The following is a 22,769-nucleotide window of genomic DNA, read 5'->3' as shown; positions in this document are numbered from 1 at the left end:
TTATCCTCTTTTCCATCTTGTACCTTGAGCGGTATCTTCTAAAATAATATTACGTCCTTTTAAATCATCACGAATTTGATCAGATAATGCGAAGTCACGATTTTGACGAGCTTCAATACGCTTTTGGATTAGTGCTTCAATTTCTTCATCAAGCAACTCTTCTTGTGCTAATTCTAATCCTAAAATACTAAATAATGTTTCAAGTTGTTTTACATACGCTTCAATTACAACTTTAGAAGTATGTTCTTCTAACAAATATTGATTTGCGTGATTTGCTACGTTATATAATTCAGTAATCGCATTAGCCGTATTGAAATCATCATCCATCGCTTCTTCGAATGCAATCTGGAACTTTTCCATTTCAGCTAACCATTTTTCATTATGGTCCGTTAAATCTGTACTACTTTCCATACGATGCTTTAAGTTACCGTAAGCTGTTTTAATTCTTTCTAATCCATTATTAGTACTTTGCAATAAATCTTCGCTAAAGTTAATTGGGTGACGGTAATGTACCGATAGCATAAAGAACCTGATTAGCTGCGGATCATATTGTTTAATGATATCGTGAACTAAAATGAAGTTTCCAAGCGACTTAGACATCTTCTCGTTATTAATATTAATATATCCATTATGCATCCAATAACGTGCAAATGTTTTTCCTGTCAACGCCTCAGACTGCGCAATTTCATTTTCATGATGAGGAAATGCTAAATCTTGACCACCAGCATGAATATCAATTGTATCCCCTAAATATTTACGTGCCATTGCCGAGCATTCAATATGCCACCCTGGGCGTCCTTTCCCCCAAGGGCTTTCCCAGAAGATTTCTCCTTCTTTCGCAGCTTTCCATAAAGCAAAGTCAAGAGGGTCTTGTTTCTTTTCTCCTACTTCAATACGTGCACCGTGACGTAAGTCTGCAATCGGTTGATGTGATAATTTACCGTAACCTTCGAATTCTTTCGTTTTAAAGTACACATCACCTTCTGATTCATATGCATACCCTTTATTCACAAGTTCTTGAATAAATTCAATAATGATATCCATATTTTCCGTTACACGTGGATGAACCGTTGCATGTTTGCAACCTAGCGCCGTTACATCTTCAAAGTACGCTTCAACAAAACGGTCAGCAATTGTTGGCACATCTTCGCCTAATTCATTTGCTGCCTTAATTAATTTATCATCCACGTCAGTAAAGTTAGATACATACTGCACTTCATATCCTTTATATTCTAAATAACGACGTACTGTATCGAACACCATAGGCGGTCTCGCATTCCCGATATGAATGTAGTTATAAACTGTAGGTCCGCACACATACATCTTTACCTTATTTTCTTCTAATGGCATAAACTCTTCTTTTTGACGCGTTAACGTATTATAAATGTGAATAGTCATTTTTATCCTTCCTTTCTACCTTCACTTCGAGTTGCTTTCTCAATTTATCAAGTTCTGCTTCCATAACCTTTAATTTATCAAAAATTGGATCTGGAAGATCAGAATGATTTAATTCTTGACCAATCTTTACTCCATTTTGAATAACGACTCGGCCAGGTATACCTACAACTGTAGAATGCGCAGGAACTTCCTTTAACACGACAGACCCTGCTCCAATTTTAGAATTCTCTCCAACAGTAATAGAGCCTAGTACTTTAGCACCTGTTGCAATTAATACATTATCCTGAATTGTAGGGTGCCTCTTTCCTTTTTCTTTACCTGTACCACCTAATGTGACACCTTGATAAATTGTTACATTTTCGCCAATTTCACACGTTTCTCCAATTACAACCCCCATTCCATGATCAATGAAAAAACGACGACCAATAGTTGCTCCTGGATGAATCTCAATGCCAGTAAAAAAACGACTAACCTGCGAAATCCAACGTGCCATAAAGAAAAAATTCCTTTTATAAAAAGCATGTGCAATTCGATGGGCCCAAACTGCATGTAATCCAGAGTAAGTTAAAATGACTTCGAAATAACTTCGTGCCGCTGGATCCTGTTCAAAAACGACTTCAATATCTTCCCGAAGCCTCTTAAACATCGATGTTCCCTCCCCTTTATGGGCTGCTTTTTTCGAGTGAACTAAATCCCCTAACTCCCCACTTACCCCTAAATCTTTATACAAGGGGATAATACTTATACTCACACCCATTTACATGGTATAAAAAAAAAGACGCCTCTGTCATATAGACAGAGACGCCTTTTAAGCGCGGTTCCACTCTGTTTAGGCTAAAGAAGCCTCAAACTCATCCATGATAACGGTTTACACCGCTTCTGTTTACTTTGCGCCCTAAGACGTTCCGCGAAATACTTCGCTGTTCAACAGAAGACTCGAAGGGGCATTTCAAAAATCCGCTTATAAACCACTTCCAGCCTAAGGGTGGTTCTCTCTGTAAAAAGCCTGATTTTCTACTTCTCCTTCTCGTCGCTTTTCCTTATTAGATTTTAGGTATACTTATTATATTGCTAAACCTAGAAAATGTTAACCAATTACTTTTTGAATACGATTTAAAACCTTTTCTTTTCCAAGAAGAGCAATCGCATTAGGAAGTTCTGGACCATGTGTTTGTCCAGTAGTAGCAACACGGATTGGCATAAATAAATTTTTACCTTTATGTCCTGTTTCCTTTTGAACTGCTTTAATAGCCGCCTTAACTGCTGCTGGCTCCATTGCTTCTAGAGCTTCTAATTGATCGGCAAATGTACGAAGTACTTCAGGTACTTGTTCACCTTTCAATACTTCTTGTCCTTCTTCTTCATGATCAACATGATCTTTAAAGAACATTTCAGAAAGCTCTACAATTTCAGCTCCAAAACTCATTTGGTCATGATATAAAGCAATTACATCACGAACCCAAACTTGTTCTTGTTCGCTTAAGTTTTCACCTACGCGGCCCGCTTTCACTAAATGCGGTAAGCTTAGTTCAACAACCGCATCTAAATCTTGTTTTTTCATATATTGGTTGTTCATCCATTTTAGTTTTTGAGAATCAAATAATGCAGGTGATTTTGATAAACGAGCTGCATCAAACATTTTGATAAACTCATCTTGAGAGAAAATTTCTTCTTCTCCTACTGGTGACCAACCTAATAGTGCAATAAAGTTAAAGATTGCTTCTGGAAGATACCCAAGCTCTTTATATTGCTCAATAAATTGAATAATAGATTCGTCACGCTTACTTAGCTTTTTACGGCTTTCATTTACAATTAAAGTCATATGACCGAACTCCGGAATATCCCAACCGAAAGCTTCATAAATCATCATTTGTTTTGGCGTGTTTGAAATATGATCATCACCACGAAGTACGTGTGTAATTTCCATTAAGTGATCATCTACTGCTACCGCAAAGTTATAAGTTGGAATTCCATCTTTTTTCACGATAACGAAATCGCCAAAATCATTTGAATGGAATGCAACTTCATCTTTTACGATATCTTTAAACGTGTAATCGCGATCAGTTGGTACACGGAAGCGAATGCTTGGAATGCGGCCTTCAGCCTCAAACTCTTTCGTTTGCGCTTCAGTTAAATCACGGTGATTTCCTGCATAACGCGGTGTTTCACCACGAGCGATTTGACCTTCACGCTCTGCTTCTAGCTCTTCTTCTGTCATATAACATTTGTAAGCTAAACCACGCTCTAATAAATCTACATATAATTTTTTATAAAGATCTAAACGCTCTGTTTGACGATATGGTCCGAATTCACCACCAACATCAACACCTTCATCCCAGTCCATACCGAGCCATTTCAAGTATTTTAATTGGCTTTCTTCTCCACCAGCAACATTACGTTTTACATCAGTATCTTCAATACGAATAATAAACTTACCATCTTGATGACGAGCAAATAAATAATTAAATAATGCCGTACGCGCATTTCCGATATGTAAGTGTCCTGTTGGACTTGGCGCATAGCGCACTCTCACTTGCTTTTCCATAATTGGTACACCTTCCAATCTTAATGTCAACACATTCTATAATTGTACACCAAAAAAACGTGATTATCCATCTTACGAATTAAAAACCACTATTTTTTCTGTAATAAAACAACCGCTTGAGAAGCAATCCCTTCTTCTCTACCTGTAAATCCTAATTTTTCTGTTGTTGTTGCCTTTACATTAATATTATCAATAGACGTTTCTAATAGTTCACTAATGCGTTTACGCATGCTTTCAATATGCGGTGCCATTTTTGGCCTTTGGGCAATAATTGTACAATCTAGGTTCCCTAGCTCATAACCTTGTTCACGCACAAATTCCCAAACCTTTTGTAACAATACAGCTGAATCCGCATCTTTAAAGGCAGGATCTGTATCAGGAAAATGTTTTCCAATATCTCCTGCTGCAATTGCTCCTAAACACGCGTCAGCAATCGTATGTAACAATACATCTGCATCCGAGTGACCGATTAATCCTTTTTCATGAGGAATTGTAATTCCGCCGATAATTAACGGTCTACCTTCCGCAAATTCATGTACATCAAAACCTTGTCCAATTCGAAACATTCTTTACATCCTCCTCAATCTAAACTACTTTATGAATTCTATATTATATTGCTATCCCTATAAAGAAAAGCTCGGCAACTGCCGAGCTTTTCTTTACTATAATACCATCACTTCTATTTCTTCTGAACATGAAGGAAACTTTCAGCAATTAGTAAATCCTCTGGAGTAGTCACTTTAATATTATAGTAACTCCCCTCTACTACACCTACTTGCTTCCCTACACGTTCTACGAGACTTGCATCATCTGTACCAAGAAAACAACTTTGCTTTGCACTTCTATGAGCCTCTAATAAAAGAGGAACAGAAAATCCTTGCGGTGTTTGAACGGCTTTAAGCTGAGAACGTTCTACCGTTTCAACAACAACACCCTGTTCTACTTTCTTAATGGTATCCTTTACTGGCACTGCACAAATGGAGGCTCCATATTTTTCTGCTGTAGTTAATACATCTTGTATCATTTTATTCGTTACGAACGGGCGCGCACCATCGTGTACGAGAACATACTCAACTCCGCTCACATGCTGAAGCGCATTATATACGCTATCTTGCCTTTCAGCCCCGCCTTGAATAAATTGCACCTGTTTTTCAACTGGGTACTTCTGCATTAACTCCTCAAAATACGGGCGTTCTTCTTCGTTAATTGCCATAATAATACTTTTGCATGCTCTATCTTTTTCAAAAGCACGTAATGTATGCACAATAATCGGCACTTCATTTATAAGTAAGAATAACTTATTTTTGTCAGCACCCATCCGTTTTCCTTGTCCCGCTGCTGGAATAATTAATGTATACATATTAATAATCCTCTACTTATAATGCTTTTTCTAATAATTTACGTTTGGCGAAAATCATACGACCAGCCGATGTTTGCAACACACTCGTAACAAGTACATTAAGTTGCGAGCCGACATATTCTCTACCGTCTTCTACTACAATCATCGTGCCATCATCTAAGTATGCAACACCTTGATTTTGTTCTTTACCATCTTTCACAACATAAACACTTAATTCTTCACCAGGGAGCACAACTGGTTTAATTGCATTTGCTAAATCATTAATGTTTAACACGGTTACTCCTTGTAATTCAGAAACTTTATTTAAGTTGAAATCATTCGTTACTACAGTTCCACCAGTGACTTTCGCTAACTTTACAAGTTTGCTATCCACTTCTTGGATATCCTCGAAATCGCCTTCATAAATTTCTACCGGAATTGGCATCTCTTTTTGAATACGATTTAAAATGTCTAATCCTCTGCGGCCACGATTACGCTTTAAAGCATCGGAAGAATCGGCAATATGCTGAAGCTCTTCTAATACGAATTGTGGAATCACAATTGTTCCTTCTAAAAACTTCGTTTGGCAAATATCAGCAATACGTCCATCAATAATTACACTCGTATCGAGAATTTTCCAATGAGTTGTAGATTTTTCTACCTCTACCTCTTCGTTCTCACTATTGTTTTTCTTCTTACCTCCGCGTTGGGGTAATGTAAATAACCCTAGCAATTCATTCCTCTTTTTAAATCCTACTTGGAATCCTAAATACCCAAGTAAAAGAGTAAAGAACACTTGCAACACTGTGCTAATAACTGGAATTGTAAATTCACGAATTGGTATTAAAATTAAATATGCAACAATAAGACCAGAGATCAACCCTAATGTACCAAATAAAACATCTGCTACAGGCGCCTTTACAAGTGCCTCTTCAATATGCTTAATAAGTTGAACAATATAATCTACAAGCCAAAATGTTGTTAAAAATAAAATAATTGCACCAATAATTGCGCGAACATACGATCCCTCCAATAAAGGAACAGCACCGATGTCTAATACATTAATAACTTTTGGGATTAAGTAAATCCCTAACGCTCCCCCGATCACTAAAAAGAAGAGCTGTACGATCCGTTTTAACATCCAACCACCTCCTACTCATTATTAACCATTGTTTTGCTAATCAAAACGCCGAATGCAAAAGCGGACGTGTTTTTTTGTAAATAGTTTTATTTACCAATATACCATATCATATACCAAAAATGTTCTAGTGTCGTTATATTATGGAATCAATGTAATATTCTTAATTGTGTCTACTCATATAGAGATGCTCTTGAATTCTTTTTAGGCCCTCTCGTATTTTCTTCGCCCTAACTTCCCCAATTCCTTCCACATCATCCAATTCATTAATAGTTGCACGACAAACACCTTGCAATGTTTTAAATCGATTAATTAAATTTTCAATGATAAGTGGTGGAACACGAGAAATTTTGCTTGCGATTCGGTATCCCCTCGGTGTCACACTTTCTTCTAAGCTCGTTTGCCCTGGATAGCCAAGCAATTTAACTAAATCGCTATCCTCTAAAAGCTGTGTATTTGCAAGATCTTGTAACTTTTTCAAAATTTGATGGTGATCCTGCGTTTTTTCTTGATAATAATCCTTAATTAATAACGCTGCCTCTGCTTCTAAGTCGGCCAGTAATTCTGTAAGTTGTAAACGAATTAACCTTCCTTCCGTTCCTAACTCATGAATGTAGCTCAATATTTCATTTTTAATACGCAGTACCATTTCAACACTATGTAAAACGTGAACTACTTCGGACATTGTAACGACCTCTTCAAATTCTAGAATGCCCAAATTCGTAATCCCATCATTCCATACAGCTTTATATTTTTCTAACGTTTGAATAGCTTGGTTTGCCTTTGTTAAAATTACACCTATATCTTTTAGTGTATAACGTAAATTCCCTTGATATAGTGTAATTACGTTACGTCTTTGTGAAATAGCAACAACAAGGCTAGCCGTCTGCTTTGCTACACGCTCTGCCGTTCGGTGACGCATACCTGTTTCAATAGAATCAATGGATGGATCTGGAACTAATTGTGCATTTGCAATTAAAATTTTGCTCCCAGTTTCATTTAAAATAAGTGCTCCATCCATTTTTGCTAATTCATATAAACTAGCCGGTGAGAATGCACAATTAATGTGAAATCCTCCATCAACAATACTTTTAATCTGCTCATTATACCCAAGAACAATTAGCCCTCCAGTTTGCGCACGAAGTACGTTATCTATCCCTTCGCGTAGTGGTGTTCCCGGGGCAACAAGCTGTAGAATGTTAATCATACTTTTAACACGTTGCTTGTTTTCCTCCATAGCCTAGCCTCCTAATGTCAAACGAAGCGCTTCTCCTAAATTAGAAACACCTACTACCTCAATCCCATCTGGAATTGTCCATCCTCCCAAATTTTTTCTAGGAATAATAGCACGTTGAAATCCTAATTTCGCTGCTTCTTGTACACGTTGTTCAATTCTTGATACTCTTCTTATTTCTCCAGTTAGGCCTACTTCTCCTATTACCGCATCGGTTGGTGCAGTAGCTTTATCTCTGAAACTTGAAGCAATACTTAAGGCGACAGCTAAATCGATTGCTGGTTCATCTAATTTCAAGCCACCCGCAACTTTTAAATATGCGTCTTGATTTTGCAACAATAAACCTGTTCTTTTTTCTAGCACTGCCATAATAAGTGAAACGCGGTTATGATCAATTCCCGTCGCCATTCTTCGAGGATTCCCAAAACTAGTAGGGGAGATTAATGCTTGTATTTCTACTAAAACCGGTCTTGTTCCTTCCATTGAAGCAACCACTGTGGATCCTGCAACTCCAACTGGTCGTTCCTCAAGGAAAATTTCAGAAGGATTTAGTACTTCTGCAAGACCTAGTTCCTTCATTTCAAAGATACCCATTTCATTTGTGGAACCAAAACGGTTCTTCACAGCTCGCAAAATACGATATGTATGGTGACGATCTCCTTCAAAGTAAAGAACTGCATCAACCATATGTTCTAGCATACGTGGTCCTGCAATTGCCCCTTCTTTTGTCACATGTCCGACGATAAAAATAGGAATCCCTTTCGTCTTTGCAAGTTTCATTAATTCCGCTGTACATTCACGTACTTGCGCTACACTCCCTGGGGCTGACGTCACTTCAGGTAAATGTATCGTCTGAATAGAGTCAATAACAACAAAAGCTGGATTCATCTCTTCAATGTGCGCTGCAATTCGCTGTAAATCAGTCTCTGCTACAACAAATAGATTACTACCCTTTACATCCAAACGATCTGCACGAAGTTTAATCTGCTTTGCTGACTCCTCACCTGATATGTATAGTACATCATATGAAGAATCTGCTAATTGCGATGAAATTTGTAATAACAATGTTGATTTCCCAATTCCAGGGTCTCCACCAATAAGTACTAAAGATCCATCTACAATCCCGCCACCAAGCACACGGTTAAACTCTTGAAATTTCGTTTCAATACGCGCCTCAGACTTTGTTTCCACCTCTGTTAAGCGTCTTGGTTTTGTTACTTCTGATTGAATTGCATTGGCATAATTAAGGCGTCTTGATGATACAACTGGTTCCATCTCTTCAACAAGCGTATTCCATTGACCACATCCAGGACACTTCCCCATATATTTTGGCGACTGATAACCACATTCTTGACATGTAAATTTCGTTTTCTTTTTAGCCATATCTTTTATAGTTCACTTCACTTTCATCTACAAACGTTTATCCTTCTCGTACAAGAAAGAGGGCTATCGCGTAGCCCTCTTTGTTTGTCTATACTTATTTTACCTTTTCCGCGCTATGAATGACAAATGATTCTCCTTCTACATCAAAGATAACTTTTTGTCCTTTCTCAATAGCACCTTTTAACAGTTCTTCTGATAGTCTATCTTCTACATGTTTTTGAATTGCTCTACGAAGCGGACGAGCACCGTACTCTCGATCAAATCCTTTATCAGCAATTGCTGAAATTGCTCCTTCTGTTAAGTGCAATTCAATCTCTTGTTCTTTTAAGCGATTCACTAACTGATTCACCATAAGAGTTACAATTTCTTGAATATGTTTTTTCTCAAGCATATGGAACACGATAATTTCATCAATACGGTTTAAGAATTCTGGACGAAATGCTTTTTTCAATTCATCCATTACTTTACCTTTCATATCTGAATAATCGCGGCTCTCATCTTGTACGTTAAATCCAAGATGTTTATTACGTTTTAATGCGTCTGCACCCACATTAGACGTCATAATAACAATTGTATTACGGAAATCAACTGTACGTCCTTTAGAATCTGTTAAACGGCCATCTTCTAATACTTGTAGTAAAATATTAAACACATCAGGATGAGCTTTCTCTACTTCATCTAATAGGACAACTGAATATGGCTTACGACGAACTTTCTCTGTTAATTGTCCACCTTCTTCATATCCAACATATCCTGGAGGAGATCCAACTAAACGAGAAGTAGAATGCTTTTCCATGTACTCAGACATATCGATGCGGATCATTGCATCCTCATCACCGAACATAGATTCCGCTAATGCCCTCGCAAGTTCTGTTTTACCTACACCAGTCGGTCCTAGGAAAATAAATGAGCCAATTGGACGTTTCGGATCTTTTAATCCCGCTCTCGCACGACGAACAGCTTTTGCCACAGCTACAACTGCTTCATCCTGCCCAATTAAACGATCATGTAAAATTGATTCCAAGTTTAATAATTTATCTGTCTCTGTTTGTGCAAGTTTAGAAACTGGAATACGTGTCCATGTGGAAACGACATTTGCAATATCTTCTACTGTTACTTCTGAGTTTTCTTGTCCTTGCTTCTCTTTCCACTGACGCTTTGTATCTTCTAACTTTTCACGTAAACGTTGTTCCATATCACGTAAGGAAGCAGCTTTTTCAAATTCTTGGCTTTGTACAGCTGCATCTTTTTCTTTTCTAATTCCCTCAAGCTTCACTTCAAGCTCTTTTAAGTTTGGCGGTGTTGTATAAGAACGTAAGCGCACTTTTGATGCAGCCTCATCAATTAAATCAATTGCTTTATCAGGTAAAAAACGGTCTGTAATGTAACGATCTGAAAGTTTTACAGCCGCATCGATTGCATCATCTGTAATAGATACGCGGTGATGCGCCTCATAACGGTCACGTAAACCTTTTAAAATTTGAACTGATTCTTCTAAGTTTGGTTCATCAACATGAATTGGTTGGAAACGTCTTTCTAATGCCGCATCCTTTTCAATATATTTACGATATTCGTCTAAAGTTGTTGCACCAATACATTGTAATTCACCACGTGCTAAAGATGGTTTTAAAATATTCGATGCATCGATTGCACCTTCCGCCCCTCCTGCACCAATTAATGTATGAAGCTCATCAATAAATAGAATGATGTTACCAGCTTGGCGAATCTCATCCATCACTTTCTTTAAACGATCCTCAAATTCACCACGATATTTTGTTCCAGCAACAACTGTACCCATATCTAATGTCATAACACGCTTATCTCTTAAAGTTTCAGGAACTTCATTATTTACAATTTGCTGTGCTAATCCTTCCGCAATTGCTGTCTTACCTACACCAGGTTCTCCAATTAATACTGGATTGTTTTTTGTTCTACGGCTTAACACTTCAATTACACGTTGAATTTCTTTACTACGTCCAATAACAGGATCTAAACGATTTTCACGTGCAACAACTGTTAAATCACGCGCTAGACTGTCAAGTGTAGGTGTATTTGCATTTGTTGATGAACCACCTTGGTGACCTGAACTAGCTTCATTACTTCCAAGGAGTTGTAACACTTGTTGTCTTGCCTTATTTAGGCTTACACCTAAATTATTTAAAACACGTGCCGCTACACCTTCACCTTCACGGATTAAACCAAGTAGAATATGTTCTGTTCCAACGTAGGAATGGCCCAATTTACGAGCTTCGTCCATAGACAACTCAATAACTTTTTTAGCACGAGGTGTGTAATGTACTGTTTGAGAAGCTTCCGTTCCACGTCCAATTAATGCTTCTACCTCTTTTTGAACTTTCTCTGGACTTAATCCAAGAGCAATTAACGCTTTTGCTGCAATTCCTTCACCTTCGCGTACAAGCCCAAGTAAAATATGTTCTGTTCCAATATTATTATGCCCAATGCGAATTGCTTCCTCTTGAGATAAAGCTAATACTTTCTGTGCTCGTTCTGTAAATCTTCCAAACATCATAGAAATCGCCTCCTACTTGCGCTTAATTTTGTTCAATTCGTAATCGCTCACGAATTAAGGTTGCTCTTCGATAATCTCTTTCTTCTGGTCCTAGAGGTCCTCCTGCATATTGTTGCAAAATGCCTGGCTGAGTAAGAACCATTAACTCAGTTAAAATATTTCTCGATATACCTTGTATATATCCTAAGTCAATACCAAGTCGTACATCTGATAAGCAAGTAGCTGCTTCTGCAGATTGAATTAAACGACTATTAGTTAGTATTCCGTAAGAACGATATACTTTATCTTCAAGCTCAATACTTGAATTTTGTACAATTAATTCTCTAGCCATTTTTTCTTGATGGATAATTTGTTGAATGACACTCTTTAAATCTGCAATAATATCTTCTTCTGATTTCCCTAGTGTCATTTGATTTGACACTTGAAATATATTACCTAACGCTTCGCTACCTTCACCGTATATTCCTCTTACTACTAGCCCTAATTTTTGAATTACTTGTATAATACGGTTAATTCTTTTCGTTAGAACCAGTCCCGGCAAATGAATCATTACCGAAGCCCTCAATCCCGTACCAACGTTAGTGGGGCAACTCGTAATATATCCAAGCGATTCATCAAAAGCATATTCGACCTGTTCCTCGATCCAATTATCTATTTGATTGGCACTTTGAAGCGCCTCTGATAACTGCAAACCTGAAAATAGGCACTGAATTCTAACATGATCCTCTTCATTAAGCATGATACTTATATGTTCACTTTCTGATAGTAGGCATGCTCCGTATTCTGTTCCTGCAAGATTTGGACTAATTAAATGCTTCTCAACTAACACTCTCCTTTGAAGAGGATTTAATTCATTCATTTTTAATAGTTCAAATTTCCCAAAAGGTTCTACAGGCTTATTTATAAACTTCTTCTTAAATAACTCATGAATCTGTTTAGCTTCTTCTTCGTTTTGCATAGTAGAGAATTGATATTTTTTAAAATTACGAGCCAAACGAATTCGACTACTTAAAACAATATCAGAATCAGGGCCATCCCCCTTCATCCATGGACTAATCGCTTCATTCATAATTCTGTCCAGTGACATAGAACTATTCCCCCTCTCTATGCTCACTAAGCTGATTTTCAAGATCTCGAATTTTATCTCTTACTTCAGCTGCTTTCTCAAATTCCTCTTTCTGCACATATTGTTTCAGATTGAGTTTTAGTTCATCTAATTCTTTCTTTAAGTACATATTTCCTTCTATACGTCCAGGAATTTTCCCACAATGTTCTGTATGCCCACCGTGAAGACGCTTTAACAATGGTTTTAAATGCCCCTTAAATGTATCGTAACAAGAAGCACATCCAAAGCGTCCCACTTTTGTAAATTGTTCATATGTCATCTTACAATTCGGACATCTTAATATATTTGTATTTGAAAATGCATCTTGCCCTTCTTCAAACATTGCTGGTTCACTATGCAATAATCCGGCTAATAGGTCATGGAATGAAAAATTAGACTGCGGTGATTGAAAGAAAGACGTATAGCCACTTTGTTCTGCACATTGCTCACAAAGATGAACTTCCGCCTTTTTTTCATTGATTACTTTTGTATAATGTAAAGTTGCTGGTCTTATATTACAGTTTTGACAAGTCATCGCTATCCCCCACCTTTACAACAGGAACGATCTATCTCATGATACTTTTCATACATTACTAGATTGTTCTCTTTCCTTAATCCATTTAGTAAAAGCACATGTCATCTTTCAAAATCCCTACAATATTAAACTGCATTATCTTAGTTATCATTCTTAACAAAAGTTATACTTATTTATATTTCAGTGTTCTTAACATTGCGCATAATATTCGAGCCCTAAGTTCATCTCGAGAAGGAACATCCATTAATAATACAGAACGATCTAGTACACTTAACATAAGTTTAGCTTCACGATTTGTTATAATACCCTCTTCTATTAAACGTATGATCATACTTTCAGCATTTCCTTGTGCAACGCTATGATCAATCATATGAAGCATTTGATCAATAATGTCTATATCATCATGCAGTTTGACTTTTATAATGCGAATGTAACCTCCTCCACCTCGTTTACTTTCTACTACAAATCCTCTTTCTAACGTAAAACGGGTATTGATTACATAGTTGATTTGAGACGGCACACAATCGAATCGATCCGCAATCTCATTCCTCTTGATTTCAATCACATTATTATTGCTTAAGTCAATAACTTGCTTTAGATATTTCTCAATGATATCAGATATATTTCTCATTTATCCGCCACCTTTATTGACTTTGACTATCTTTGACTTTAATTATATACGTATTAAAAAAATTTGCAACTCTTTTGCTTATTCACTATCCTAGCCACATTTCCCTGGCTTTAATCAAAAGGACAATTCTTTAAGTAAAGATTTTTTAAATTACTATGAATTATAAAAAGAAACACAAAAAAACACGAGTCAAATGACTCGTGTTTTAGTTGCCTGGCAACGTCCTACTCTCACAGGGACAAGGTCCCAACTACCATCGGCGCTAGAGAGCTTAACTTCCGTGTTCGGTATGGGAACGGGTGTGGCCTCTCTGCCATCATTACCAGACTGTATTCATTTAAGACAAGAATTATCATAACTTATTCGACATTTAAAGTCAACAAGTTTTTTATATTCTTTCAAAACTAGATAACATTGCTTCATATTATATGGTTAAGTCCTCGATCTATTAGTATTCGTCAGCTCCACATGTCACCATGCTTCCACCTCGAACCTATCAACCTGATCATCTTTCAGGGATCTTACTAGCTTACGCTATGGGAAATCTCATCTTGAGGGGGGCTTCATGCTTAGATGCTTTCAGCACTTATCCCTTCCGCACATAGCTACCCAGCTATGCCCTTGGCAGAACAACTGGTACACCAGCGGTGCGTCCATCCCGGTCCTCTCGTACTAAGGACAGCTCCTCTCAAATTTCCTACGCCCACGACGGATAGGGACCGAACTGTCTCACGACGTTCTGAACCCAGCTCGCGTACCGCTTTAATGGGCGAACAGCCCAACCCTTGGGACCGACTACAGCCCCAGGATGCGATGAGCCGACATCGAGGTGCCAAACCTCCCCGTCGATGTGGACTCTTGGGGGAGATAAGCCTGTTATCCCCGGGGTAGCTTTTATCCGTTGAGCGATGGCCCTTCCATGCGGAACCACCGGATCACTAAGCCCGACTTTCGTCCCTGCTCGACTTGTAGGTCTCGCAGTCAAGCTCCCTTATGCCTTTGCACTCTACGAATGATTTCCAACCATTCTGAGGGAACCTTTGGGCGCCTCCGTTACACTTTAGGAGGCGACCGCCCCAGTCAAACTGCCCACCTGACACTGTCTCCCGGGTCGATAAGACCCGTAGGTTAGAATTTCAATACAGTCAGGGCGGTATCCCACCAGCGCCTCCACCGAAGCTAGCGCTCCGGTTTCAATGGCTCCCGCCTATCCTGTACAAACTGTACCAAAATTCAATATCAGGCTACAGTAAAGCTCCACGGGGTCTTTCCGTCCTGTCGCGGGTAACCTGCATCTTCACAGGTACTATAATTTCACCGAGTCTCTGGTTGAGACAGTGCCCAAATCGTTACACCTTTCGTGCGGGTCGGAACTTACCCGACAAGGAATTTCGCTACCTTAGGACCGTTATAGTTACGGCCGCCGTTTACTGGGGCTTCAGTTCAGAGCTTCGCTTACGCTAACCCCTCTCCTTAACCTTCCAGCACCGGGCAGGTGTCAGCCCCTATACTTCGCCTTACGGCTTCGCAGAGACCTGTGTTTTTGCTAAACAGTCGCTTGGGCCTATTCACTGCGGCTTTCCGTTAAGAAAGCACCCCTTCTCCCGAAGTTACGGGGTCATTTTGCCGAGTTCCTTAACCAGAGTTCTCTCGCACACCTTAGGATTCTCTCCTCGCCTACCTGTGTCGGTTTGCGGTACAGGCACCTTTTATCTCGCTAGAAGCTTTTCTTGGCAGCGGGGAATCAAAGACTTCGCTCCATAAGGAGCTTCCCCATCACAGCTCAGCCTTCACGATAAGCGGATTTGCCTACTTATCAGCCTAACTGCTTGGACGTGCACAACCAATCGCACGCTTCTTCTATCCTTCTGCGTCCCTCCATTGCTCAAACGATAAAGAGGTGGTACAGGAATATCAACCTGTTGTCCATCGCCTACGCCTGTCGGCCTCGGCTTAGGTCCTGACTAACCCTGAGCGGACGAGCCTTCCTCAGGAAACCTTAGGCATTCGGTGGACGGGATTCTCACCCGTCTTTCGCTACTCATACCGGCATTCTCACTTCTAAGCGCTCCACCAGTCCTTCCGGTCTGACTTCACTGCACTTAGAACGCTCCCCTACCACTGATACCATTGGTATCAATTCGCAGCTTCGGTGGTGTATTTAGCCCCGGTACATTTTCGGCGCAGAGTCACTCGACTAGTGAGCTATTACGCACTCTTTAAATGGTGGCTGCTTCTGAGCCAACATCCTAGTTGTCTAAGCAACTCCACATCCTTTTCCACTTAATACACACTTTGGGACCTTAGCTGGCGATCTGGGCTGTTTCCCTCTTGACTACGGATCTTATCACTCGCAGTCTGACTCCTAAGGATAAGTCATTGGCATTCGGAGTTTGACTGAATTCGGTAATCCGATGAGGACCCCTAGTTCAATCAGTGCTCTACCTCCAAGACTCTTACACTTAAGGCTAGCCCTAAAGCTATTTCGGGGAGAACCAGCTATCTCCAGGTTCGATTGGAATTTCTCCGCTACCCACACCTCATCCCCGCACTTTTCAACGTGCGTGGGTTCGGGCCTCCATTCAGTGTTACCTGAACTTCACCCTGGACATGGGTAGATCACCTGGTTTCGGGTCTACGACCACGTACTAAACGCCCTATTCAGACTCGCTTTCGCTGCGGCTCCGCCTCTTCAGCTTAACCTCGCACGGGATCGTAACTCGCCGGTTCATTCTACAAAAGGCACGCCATCACCCATTAACGGGCTCTGACTATTTGTAGGCACACGGTTTCAGGATCTCTTTCACTCCCCTTCCGGGGTGCTTTTCACCTTTCCCTCACGGTACTGGTTCACTATCGATCACTAGGGAGTATTTAGCCTTGGGAGATGGTCCTCCCAGATTCCGACGGAATTTCACGTGTTCCGCCGTACTCAGGATACATTCAAGAGAGAACGAAGTTTCGACTACGGGGTTGTTACCCTCTGTGACGGACCTTTCCAGGTCGCTTCGTCTACCTCGTTCCTTTGTAACTCCGTATAGAATGTCCTACAACCCCAAGAGGCAAGCCTCTTGGTTTGGGCTAGATTCCGTTTCGCTCGCCGCTACTCAGGAAATCGCATTTGCTTTCTCTTCCTCCAGGTACTTAGATGTTTCAGTTCCCTGGGTCTGTCTTCCATACCCTATGTATTCAGGTAAGGATACCATACCATTACGTATAGTGGGTTTCCCCATTCGGAAATCTTCGGATCAAAGCTTACTTACAGCTCCCCGAAGCATATCGGCGTTAGTCCCGTCCTTCATCGACTCCTAGTGTCAAGGCATCCACCGTGCGCCCTTTCTAACTTAACCAAACTAAAATTAAAAAAATATGAGCTACACTGTTATCTAGTTTTCAAAGAACATACATTTAAACTTGAGAGATAGTTCTCTCAAAACTGAACGAAACGAAACAAGTCAACGTTTATTGATGAACTGCGTTCATCAATTCTCCATAGAAAGGAGGTGATCCAGCCGCACCTTCCGATACGGCTACCTTGTTACGACTTCACCCCAATCATCTGTCCCACCTTAGGCGGCTGGCTCCATAAAGGTTACCCCACCGACTTCGGGTGTTACAAACTCTCGTGGTGTGACGGGCGGTGTGTACAAGGCCCGGGAACGTATTCACCGCGGCATGCTGATCCGCGATTACTAGCGATTCCAGCTTCATGTAGGCGAGTTGCAGCCTACAATCCGAACTGAGAACGGTTTTATGAGATTAGCTCCACCTCGCGGTCTTGCAGCTCTTTGTACCGTCCATTGTAGCACGTGTGTAGCCCAGGTCATAAGGGGCATGATGATTTGACGTCATCCCCACCTTCCTCCGGTTTGTCACCGGCAGTCACCTTAGAGTGCCCAACTTAATGATGGCAACTAAGATCAAGGGTTGCGCTCGTTGCGGGACTTAACCCAACATCTCACGACACGAGCTGACGACAACCATGCACCACCTGTCACTCTGCTCCCGAAGGAGAAGCTCTATCTCTAGAGTTTTCAGAGGATGTCAAGACCTGGTAAGGTTCTTCGCGTTGCTTCGAATTAAACCACATGCTCCACCGCTTGTGCGGGCCCCCGTCAATTCCTTTGAGTTTCAGCCTTGCGGCCGTACTCCCCAGGCGGAGTGCTTAATGCGTTAACTTCAGCACTAAAGGGCGGAAACCCTCTAACACTTAGCACTCATCGTTTACGGCGTGGACTACCAGGGTATCTAATCCTGTTTGCTCCCCACGCTTTCGCGCCTCAGTGTCAGTTACAGACCAGAAAGTCGCCTTCGCCACTGGTGTTCCTCCATATCTCTACGCATTTCACCGCTACACATGGAATTCCACTTTCCTCTTCTGCACTCAAGTCTCCCAGTTTCCAATGACCCTCCACGGTTGAGCCGTGGGCTTTCACATCAGACTTAAGAAACCACCTGCGCGCGCTTTACGCCCAATAATTCCGGATAACGCTTGCCACCTACGTATTACCGCGGCTGCTGGCACGTAGTTAGCCGTGGCTTTCTGGTTAGGTACCGTCAAGGTGCCAGCTTATTCAACTAGCACTTGTTCTTCCCTAACAACAGAGTTTTACGACCCGAAAGCCTTCATCACTCACGCGGCGTTGCTCCGTCAGACTTTCGTCCATTGCGGAAGATTCCCTACTGCTGCCTCCCGTAGGAGTCTGGGCCGTGTCTCAGTCCCAGTGTGGCCGATCACCCTCTCAGGTCGGCTACGCATCGTTGCCTTGGTGAGCCGTTACCTCACCAACTAGCTAATGCGACGCGGGTCCATCCATAAGTGACAGCCGAAGCCGCCTTTCAATTTCGAACCATGCAGTTCAAAATATTATCCGGTATTAGCCCCGGTTTCCCGGAGTTATCCCAGTCTTATGGGCAGGTTACCCACGTGTTACTCACCCGTCCGCCGCTAACTTCTTGAGAGCAAGCTCTCAATCCATTCGCTCGACTTGCATGTATTAGGCACGCCGCCAGCGTTCATCCTGAGCCAGGATCAAACTCTCCAATAAAGTTAGTTTGTCTAGCATCTAAAAATAAAAATTGACGTTCACGTTGTTTGTTTCGTTCAGTTTTCAAAGAACTTTTTTGGTGGAGCCTAGCGGGATCGAACCGCTGACCTCCTGCGTGCAAGGCAGGCGCTCTCCCAGCTGAGCTAAGGCCCCAAACAAGTATCGGGAAGACAGGATTTGAACCTGCGACCCCCTGGTCCCAAACCAGGTGCTCTACCAAGCTGAGCCACTTCCCGAAAGAAAACGCGCCCGAGAGGAGTCGAACCCCTAACCTCTTGATCCGTAGTCAAACGCTCTATCCAATTGAGCTACGGGCGCATATGGTGCCGAGGGCGGGGGTCGAACCCGCACGGTGGTCACCCACCGCAGGATTTTAAGTCCTGTGCGTCTGCCTGTTCCGCCACCCCGGCATATCATACTGAAAATTGGAGCGGAAGACGGGATTCGAACCCGCGACCCCAACCTTGGCAAGGTTGTATTCTACCACTGAACTACTTCCGCAAGACATGTATGATATATTTTTTTAAAAGTGCGGGTGAAGGGAGTCGAACCCCCACGCCAAAGGCGCTAGATCCTAAGTCTAGTGCGTCTGCCAATTCCGCCACACCCGCATATTTTATTGAAAATGGTGAGCCATGAAGGATTCGAACCTTCGACCCTCTGATTAAAAGTCAGATGCTCTACCAACTGAGCTAATGGCTCGTACAATTAAAAACTGGTGCCGACTAGAGGACTTGAACCCCCAACCTACTGATTACAAGTCAGTTGCTCTACCAATTGAGCTAAGTCGGCTAAATGGTGGAGGATGACGGGATCGAACCGCCGACCCCCTGCTTGTAAGGCAGGTGCTCTCCCAGCTGAGCTAATCCTCCGAATTGCCTGGCAACGTCCTACTCTCACAGGGACAAGGTCCCAACTACCATCGGCGCTAGAGAGCTTAACTTCCGTGTTCGGTATGGGAACGGGTGTGGCCTCTCTGCCATCATTACCAGACTGTATTCATTTAAGACAAGAATTATCATAACTTATTCGACATTTAAAGTCAACAAGTTTTTTATATTCTTTCAAAACTAGATAACATTGCTTCATATTATATGGTTAAGTCCTCGATCTATTAGTATTCGTCAGCTCCACATGTCACCATGCTTCCACCTCGAACCTATCAACCTGATCATCTTTCAGGGATCTTACTAGCTTACGCTATGGGAAATCTCATCTTGAGGGGGGCTTCATGCTTAGATGCTTTCAGCACTTATCCCTTCCGCACATAGCTACCCAGCTATGCCCTTGGCAGAACAACTGGTACACCAGCGGTGCGTCCATCCCGGTCCTCTCGTACTAAGGACAGCTCCTCTCAAATTTCCTACGCCCACGACGGATAGGGACCGAACTGTCTCACGACGTTCTGAACCCAGCTCGCGTACCGCTTTAATGGGCGAACAGCCCAACCCTTGGGACCGACTACAGCCCCAGGATGCGATGAGCCGACATCGAGGTGCCAAACCTCCCCGTCGATGTGGACTCTTGGGGGAGATAAGCCTGTTATCCCCGGGGTAGCTTTTATCCGTTGAGCGATGGCCCTTCCATGCGGAACCACCGGATCACTAAGCCCGACTTTCGTCCCTGCTCGACTTGTAGGTCTCGCAGTCAAGCTCCCTTATGCCTTTGCACTCTACGAATGATTTCCAACCATTCTGAGGGAACCTTTGGGCGCCTCCGTTACACTTTAGGAGGCGACCGCCCCAGTCAAACTGCCCACCTGACACTGTCTCCCGGGTCGATAAGACCCGTAGGTTAGAATTTCAATACAGTCAGGGCGGTATCCCACCAGCGCCTCCACCGAAGCTAGCGCTCCGGTTTCAATGGCTCCCGCCTATCCTGTACAAACTGTACCAAAATTCAATATCAGGCTACAGTAAAGCTCCACGGGGTCTTTCCGTCCTGTCGCGGGTAACCTGCATCTTCACAGGTACTATAATTTCACCGAGTCTCTGGTTGAGACAGTGCCCAAATCGTTACACCTTTCGTGCGGGTCGGAACTTACCCGACAAGGAATTTCGCTACCTTAGGACCGTTATAGTTACGGCCGCCGTTTACTGGGGCTTCAGTTCAGAGCTTCGCTTACGCTAACCCCTCTCCTTAACCTTCCAGCACCGGGCAGGTGTCAGCCCCTATACTTCGCCTTACGGCTTCGCAGAGACCTGTGTTTTTGCTAAACAGTCGCTTGGGCCTATTCACTGCGGCTTTCCGTTAAGAAAGCACCCCTTCTCCCGAAGTTACGGGGTCATTTTGCCGAGTTCCTTAACCAGAGTTCTCTCGCACACCTTAGGATTCTCTCCTCGCCTACCTGTGTCGGTTTGCGGTACAGGCACCTTTTATCTCGCTAGAAGCTTTTCTTGGCAGCGGGGAATCAAAGACTTCGCTCCATAAGGAGCTTCCCCATCACAGCTCAGCCTTCACGATAAGCGGATTTGCCTACTTATCAGCCTAACTGCTTGGACGTGCACAACCAATCGCACGCTTCTTCTATCCTTCTGCGTCCCTCCATTGCTCAAACGATAAAGAGGTGGTACAGGAATATCAACCTGTTGTCCATCGCCTACGCCTGTCGGCCTCGGCTTAGGTCCTGACTAACCCTGAGCGGACGAGCCTTCCTCAGGAAACCTTAGGCATTCGGTGGACGGGATTCTCACCCGTCTTTCGCTACTCATACCGGCATTCTCACTTCTAAGCGCTCCACCAGTCCTTCCGGTCTGACTTCACTGCACTTAGAACGCTCCCCTACCACTGATACCATTGGTATCAATTCGCAGCTTCGGTGGTGTATTTAGCCCCGGTACATTTTCGGCGCAGAGTCACTCGACTAGTGAGCTATTACGCACTCTTTAAATGGTGGCTGCTTCTGAGCCAACATCCTAGTTGTCTAAGCAACTCCACATCCTTTTCCACTTAATACACACTTTGGGACCTTAGCTGGCGATCTGGGCTGTTTCCCTCTTGACTACGGATCTTATCACTCGCAGTCTGACTCCTAAGGATAAGTCATTGGCATTCGGAGTTTGACTGAATTCGGTAATCCGATGAGGACCCCTAGTTCAATCAGTGCTCTACCTCCAAGACTCTTACACTTAAGGCTAGCCCTAAAGCTATTTCGGGGAGAACCAGCTATCTCCAGGTTCGATTGGAATTTCTCCGCTACCCACACCTCATCCCCGCACTTTTCAACGTGCGTGGGTTCGGGCCTCCATTCAGTGTTACCTGAACTTCACCCTGGACATGGGTAGATCACCTGGTTTCGGGTCTACGACCACGTACTAAACGCCCTATTCAGACTCGCTTTCGCTGCGGCTCCGCCTCTTCAGCTTAACCTCGCACGGGATCGTAACTCGCCGGTTCATTCTACAAAAGGCACGCCATCACCCATTAACGGGCTCTGACTATTTGTAGGCACACGGTTTCAGGATCTCTTTCACTCCCCTTCCGGGGTGCTTTTCACCTTTCCCTCACGGTACTGGTTCACTATCGATCACTAGGGAGTATTTAGCCTTGGGAGATGGTCCTCCCAGATTCCGACGGAATTTCACGTGTTCCGCCGTACTCAGGATACATTCAAGAGAGAACGAAGTTTCGACTACGGGGTTGTTACCCTCTGTGACGGACCTTTCCAGGTCGCTTCGTCTACCTCGTTCCTTTGTAACTCCGTATAGAATGTCCTACAACCCCAAGAGGCAAGCCTCTTGGTTTGGGCTAGATTCCGTTTCGCTCGCCGCTACTCAGGAAATCGCATTTGCTTTCTCTTCCTCCAGGTACTTAGATGTTTCAGTTCCCTGGGTCTGTCTTCCATACCCTATGTATTCAGGTAAGGATACCATACCATTACGTA

General features: G+C 42.4%; 12 protein-coding genes, 9 tRNA genes, 5 rRNA genes and 1 other annotated feature (1 of these 27 cut by a window edge). All 26 genes read right to left on the bottom strand.

Annotated elements, in window-relative coordinates; genetic code table 11:
* Positions 1-1,398, bottom strand: coding sequence for a cysteine--tRNA ligase (gene cysS, locus KPL75_RS14600; RefSeq protein ID WP_219916815.1), 1,398 nt, complete (start codon positions 1,396-1,398; stop codon positions 1-3).
* Positions 1,379-2,044 (bottom strand): serine O-acetyltransferase, encoded by a 666-nt coding sequence (cysE, locus tag KPL75_RS14595; protein WP_002113299.1) that lies wholly within the window; start codon positions 2,042-2,044, stop codon positions 1,379-1,381. The genes cysS and cysE overlap by 20 nt, the downstream gene beginning before the upstream one ends.
* A 148-nt stretch (positions 2,045-2,192) precedes the next feature.
* Positions 2,193-2,438 (bottom strand) — a binding site (T-box leader).
* Between the two features lie 47 nt (positions 2,439-2,485).
* Positions 2,486-3,943, bottom strand: a complete 1,458-nt coding sequence (gene gltX, locus KPL75_RS14590) for a glutamate--tRNA ligase (RefSeq protein ID WP_219916814.1) — start codon at positions 3,941-3,943, stop codon at positions 2,486-2,488.
* Between the two features lie 89 nt (positions 3,944-4,032).
* Complete coding sequence (gene ispF, locus KPL75_RS14585; RefSeq protein ID WP_098366211.1) at positions 4,033-4,509, bottom strand: 2-C-methyl-D-erythritol 2,4-cyclodiphosphate synthase; 477 nt, start codon at positions 4,507-4,509, stop codon at positions 4,033-4,035.
* 113 nt (positions 4,510-4,622) lie between these two features.
* Positions 4,623-5,303, bottom strand: a complete 681-nt coding sequence (gene ispD, locus KPL75_RS14580; RefSeq protein ID WP_219916813.1) for a 2-C-methyl-D-erythritol 4-phosphate cytidylyltransferase — start codon at positions 5,301-5,303, stop codon at positions 4,623-4,625.
* 16 nt (positions 5,304-5,319) lie between these two features.
* Entirely contained in the window at positions 5,320-6,423 is a 1,104-nt protein-coding gene (locus tag KPL75_RS14575; RefSeq protein ID WP_199640145.1) for a PIN/TRAM domain-containing protein, read from the bottom strand.
* A gap of 160 nt (positions 6,424-6,583) precedes the next feature.
* Positions 6,584-7,657: a DNA integrity scanning diadenylate cyclase DisA gene (disA, locus tag KPL75_RS14570; protein WP_070140523.1), complete on the bottom strand. Its 1,074-nt coding sequence runs from the start codon at positions 7,655-7,657 to the stop codon at positions 6,584-6,586.
* Positions 7,658-7,660: 3 nt separating this feature from the next.
* Positions 7,661-9,037 carry a DNA repair protein RadA gene (radA, locus tag KPL75_RS14565; protein WP_071747351.1) on the bottom strand — a complete coding sequence of 459 codons (1,377 nt, stop codon included), beginning with the start codon at positions 9,035-9,037 and terminating at the stop codon, positions 7,661-7,663.
* Positions 9,038-9,131: 94 nt separating this feature from the next.
* Positions 9,132-11,567, bottom strand: a complete 2,436-nt coding sequence (clpC, locus tag KPL75_RS14560; protein WP_219916812.1) for an ATP-dependent protease ATP-binding subunit ClpC — start codon at positions 11,565-11,567, stop codon at positions 9,132-9,134.
* 22 nt (positions 11,568-11,589) lie between these two features.
* Positions 11,590-12,654: a protein-arginine kinase McsB gene (locus KPL75_RS14555; protein ID WP_219916811.1), complete on the bottom strand. Its 1,065-nt coding sequence runs from the start codon at positions 12,652-12,654 to the stop codon at positions 11,590-11,592.
* Positions 12,655-12,658: 4 nt separating this feature from the next.
* Positions 12,659-13,207 (bottom strand): protein-arginine kinase activator protein McsA, encoded by a 549-nt coding sequence (locus tag KPL75_RS14550; protein ID WP_219916810.1) that lies wholly within the window; start codon positions 13,205-13,207, stop codon positions 12,659-12,661.
* A 169-nt stretch (positions 13,208-13,376) separates the two neighbouring features.
* A complete protein-coding gene (gene ctsR / locus KPL75_RS14545; RefSeq protein ID WP_002115277.1) occupies positions 13,377-13,838 on the bottom strand; it encodes a transcriptional regulator CtsR in 462 nt (153 codons plus the stop codon).
* Between the two features lie 211 nt (positions 13,839-14,049).
* Positions 14,050-14,165, bottom strand: a 5S ribosomal RNA gene (gene rrf / locus KPL75_RS14540).
* 101 nt (positions 14,166-14,266) lie between these two features.
* A 23S ribosomal RNA gene (locus KPL75_RS14535) occupies positions 14,267-17,188 on the bottom strand.
* A 146-nt stretch (positions 17,189-17,334) separates the two neighbouring features.
* Positions 17,335-18,886, bottom strand: a 16S ribosomal RNA gene (locus KPL75_RS14530).
* 77 nt (positions 18,887-18,963) lie between these two features.
* Positions 18,964-19,039: transfer RNA gene (locus KPL75_RS14525), tRNA-Ala, on the bottom strand.
* Positions 19,040-19,048: 9 nt separating this feature from the next.
* Positions 19,049-19,122 (bottom strand) — tRNA-Pro (locus KPL75_RS14520).
* Between the two features lie 8 nt (positions 19,123-19,130).
* Positions 19,131-19,204: transfer RNA gene (locus tag KPL75_RS14515), tRNA-Arg, on the bottom strand.
* A 3-nt stretch (positions 19,205-19,207) separates the two neighbouring features.
* Positions 19,208-19,296, bottom strand: a tRNA-Leu gene (locus KPL75_RS14510).
* Between the two features lie 16 nt (positions 19,297-19,312).
* Positions 19,313-19,387, bottom strand: a tRNA-Gly gene (locus KPL75_RS14505).
* A 29-nt stretch (positions 19,388-19,416) separates the two neighbouring features.
* Positions 19,417-19,497 (bottom strand) — tRNA-Leu (locus tag KPL75_RS14500).
* Between the two features lie 15 nt (positions 19,498-19,512).
* A tRNA-Lys gene (locus KPL75_RS14495) sits at positions 19,513-19,588 on the bottom strand.
* A 14-nt stretch (positions 19,589-19,602) separates the two neighbouring features.
* A tRNA-Thr gene (locus KPL75_RS14490) sits at positions 19,603-19,678 on the bottom strand.
* Positions 19,679-19,682: 4 nt separating this feature from the next.
* Positions 19,683-19,758 (bottom strand) — tRNA-Val (locus KPL75_RS14485).
* 5 nt (positions 19,759-19,763) lie between these two features.
* Positions 19,764-19,879 (bottom strand): 5S ribosomal RNA (rrf, locus tag KPL75_RS14480).
* 101 nt (positions 19,880-19,980) lie between these two features.
* A 23S ribosomal RNA gene (locus KPL75_RS14475) occupies positions 19,981-22,769 on the bottom strand; it runs 133 nt beyond the window's last position.
* The 16S, 23S and 5S rRNA genes sit together here with 9 tRNA genes alongside, the layout of an rRNA operon.

This window comes from Bacillus sp. NP247 (assembly GCF_018966865.1).
Lineage (GTDB): Bacteria > Bacillota > Bacilli > Bacillales > Bacillaceae_G > Bacillus_A.
The sequence above is the reverse complement of the archived record's forward strand: the minus strand, read 5'-3'. Positions and strand labels throughout refer to the sequence as shown.

What these genes read in the sequence shown, in the direction of transcription:
- cysS (WP_219916815.1), bottom strand. Translation starts at nt 1,398, where the DNA reads ATGACTATTCACATTTATAATACGTTAACGCGTCAAAAAGAAGAGTTT.
- cysE (WP_002113299.1), bottom strand. Translation starts at nt 2,044, where the DNA reads ATGTTTAAGAGGCTTCGGGAAGATATTGAAGTCGTTTTTGAACAGGAT.
- gltX (WP_219916814.1), bottom strand. Translation starts at nt 3,943, where the DNA reads ATGGAAAAGCAAGTGAGAGTGCGCTATGCGCCAAGTCCAACAGGACAC.
- ispF (WP_098366211.1), bottom strand. Translation starts at nt 4,509, where the DNA reads ATGTTTCGAATTGGACAAGGTTTTGATGTACATGAATTTGCGGAAGGT.
- ispD (WP_219916813.1), bottom strand. Translation starts at nt 5,303, where the DNA reads ATGTATACATTAATTATTCCAGCAGCGGGACAAGGAAAACGGATGGGT.
- KPL75_RS14575 (WP_199640145.1), bottom strand. Translation starts at nt 6,423, where the DNA reads ATGTTAAAACGGATCGTACAGCTCTTCTTTTTAGTGATCGGGGGAGCG.
- disA (WP_070140523.1), bottom strand. Translation starts at nt 7,657, where the DNA reads ATGGAGGAAAACAAGCAACGTGTTAAAAGTATGATTAACATTCTACAG.
- radA (WP_071747351.1), bottom strand. Translation starts at nt 9,037, where the DNA reads ATGGCTAAAAAGAAAACGAAATTTACATGTCAAGAATGTGGTTATCAG.
- clpC (WP_219916812.1), bottom strand. Translation starts at nt 11,567, where the DNA reads ATGATGTTTGGAAGATTTACAGAACGAGCACAGAAAGTATTAGCTTTA.
- KPL75_RS14555 (WP_219916811.1), bottom strand. Translation starts at nt 12,654, where the DNA reads ATGTCACTGGACAGAATTATGAATGAAGCGATTAGTCCATGGATGAAG.
- KPL75_RS14550 (WP_219916810.1), bottom strand. Translation starts at nt 13,207, where the DNA reads ATGACTTGTCAAAACTGTAATATAAGACCAGCAACTTTACATTATACA.
- ctsR (WP_002115277.1), bottom strand. Translation starts at nt 13,838, where the DNA reads ATGAGAAATATATCTGATATCATTGAGAAATATCTAAAGCAAGTTATT.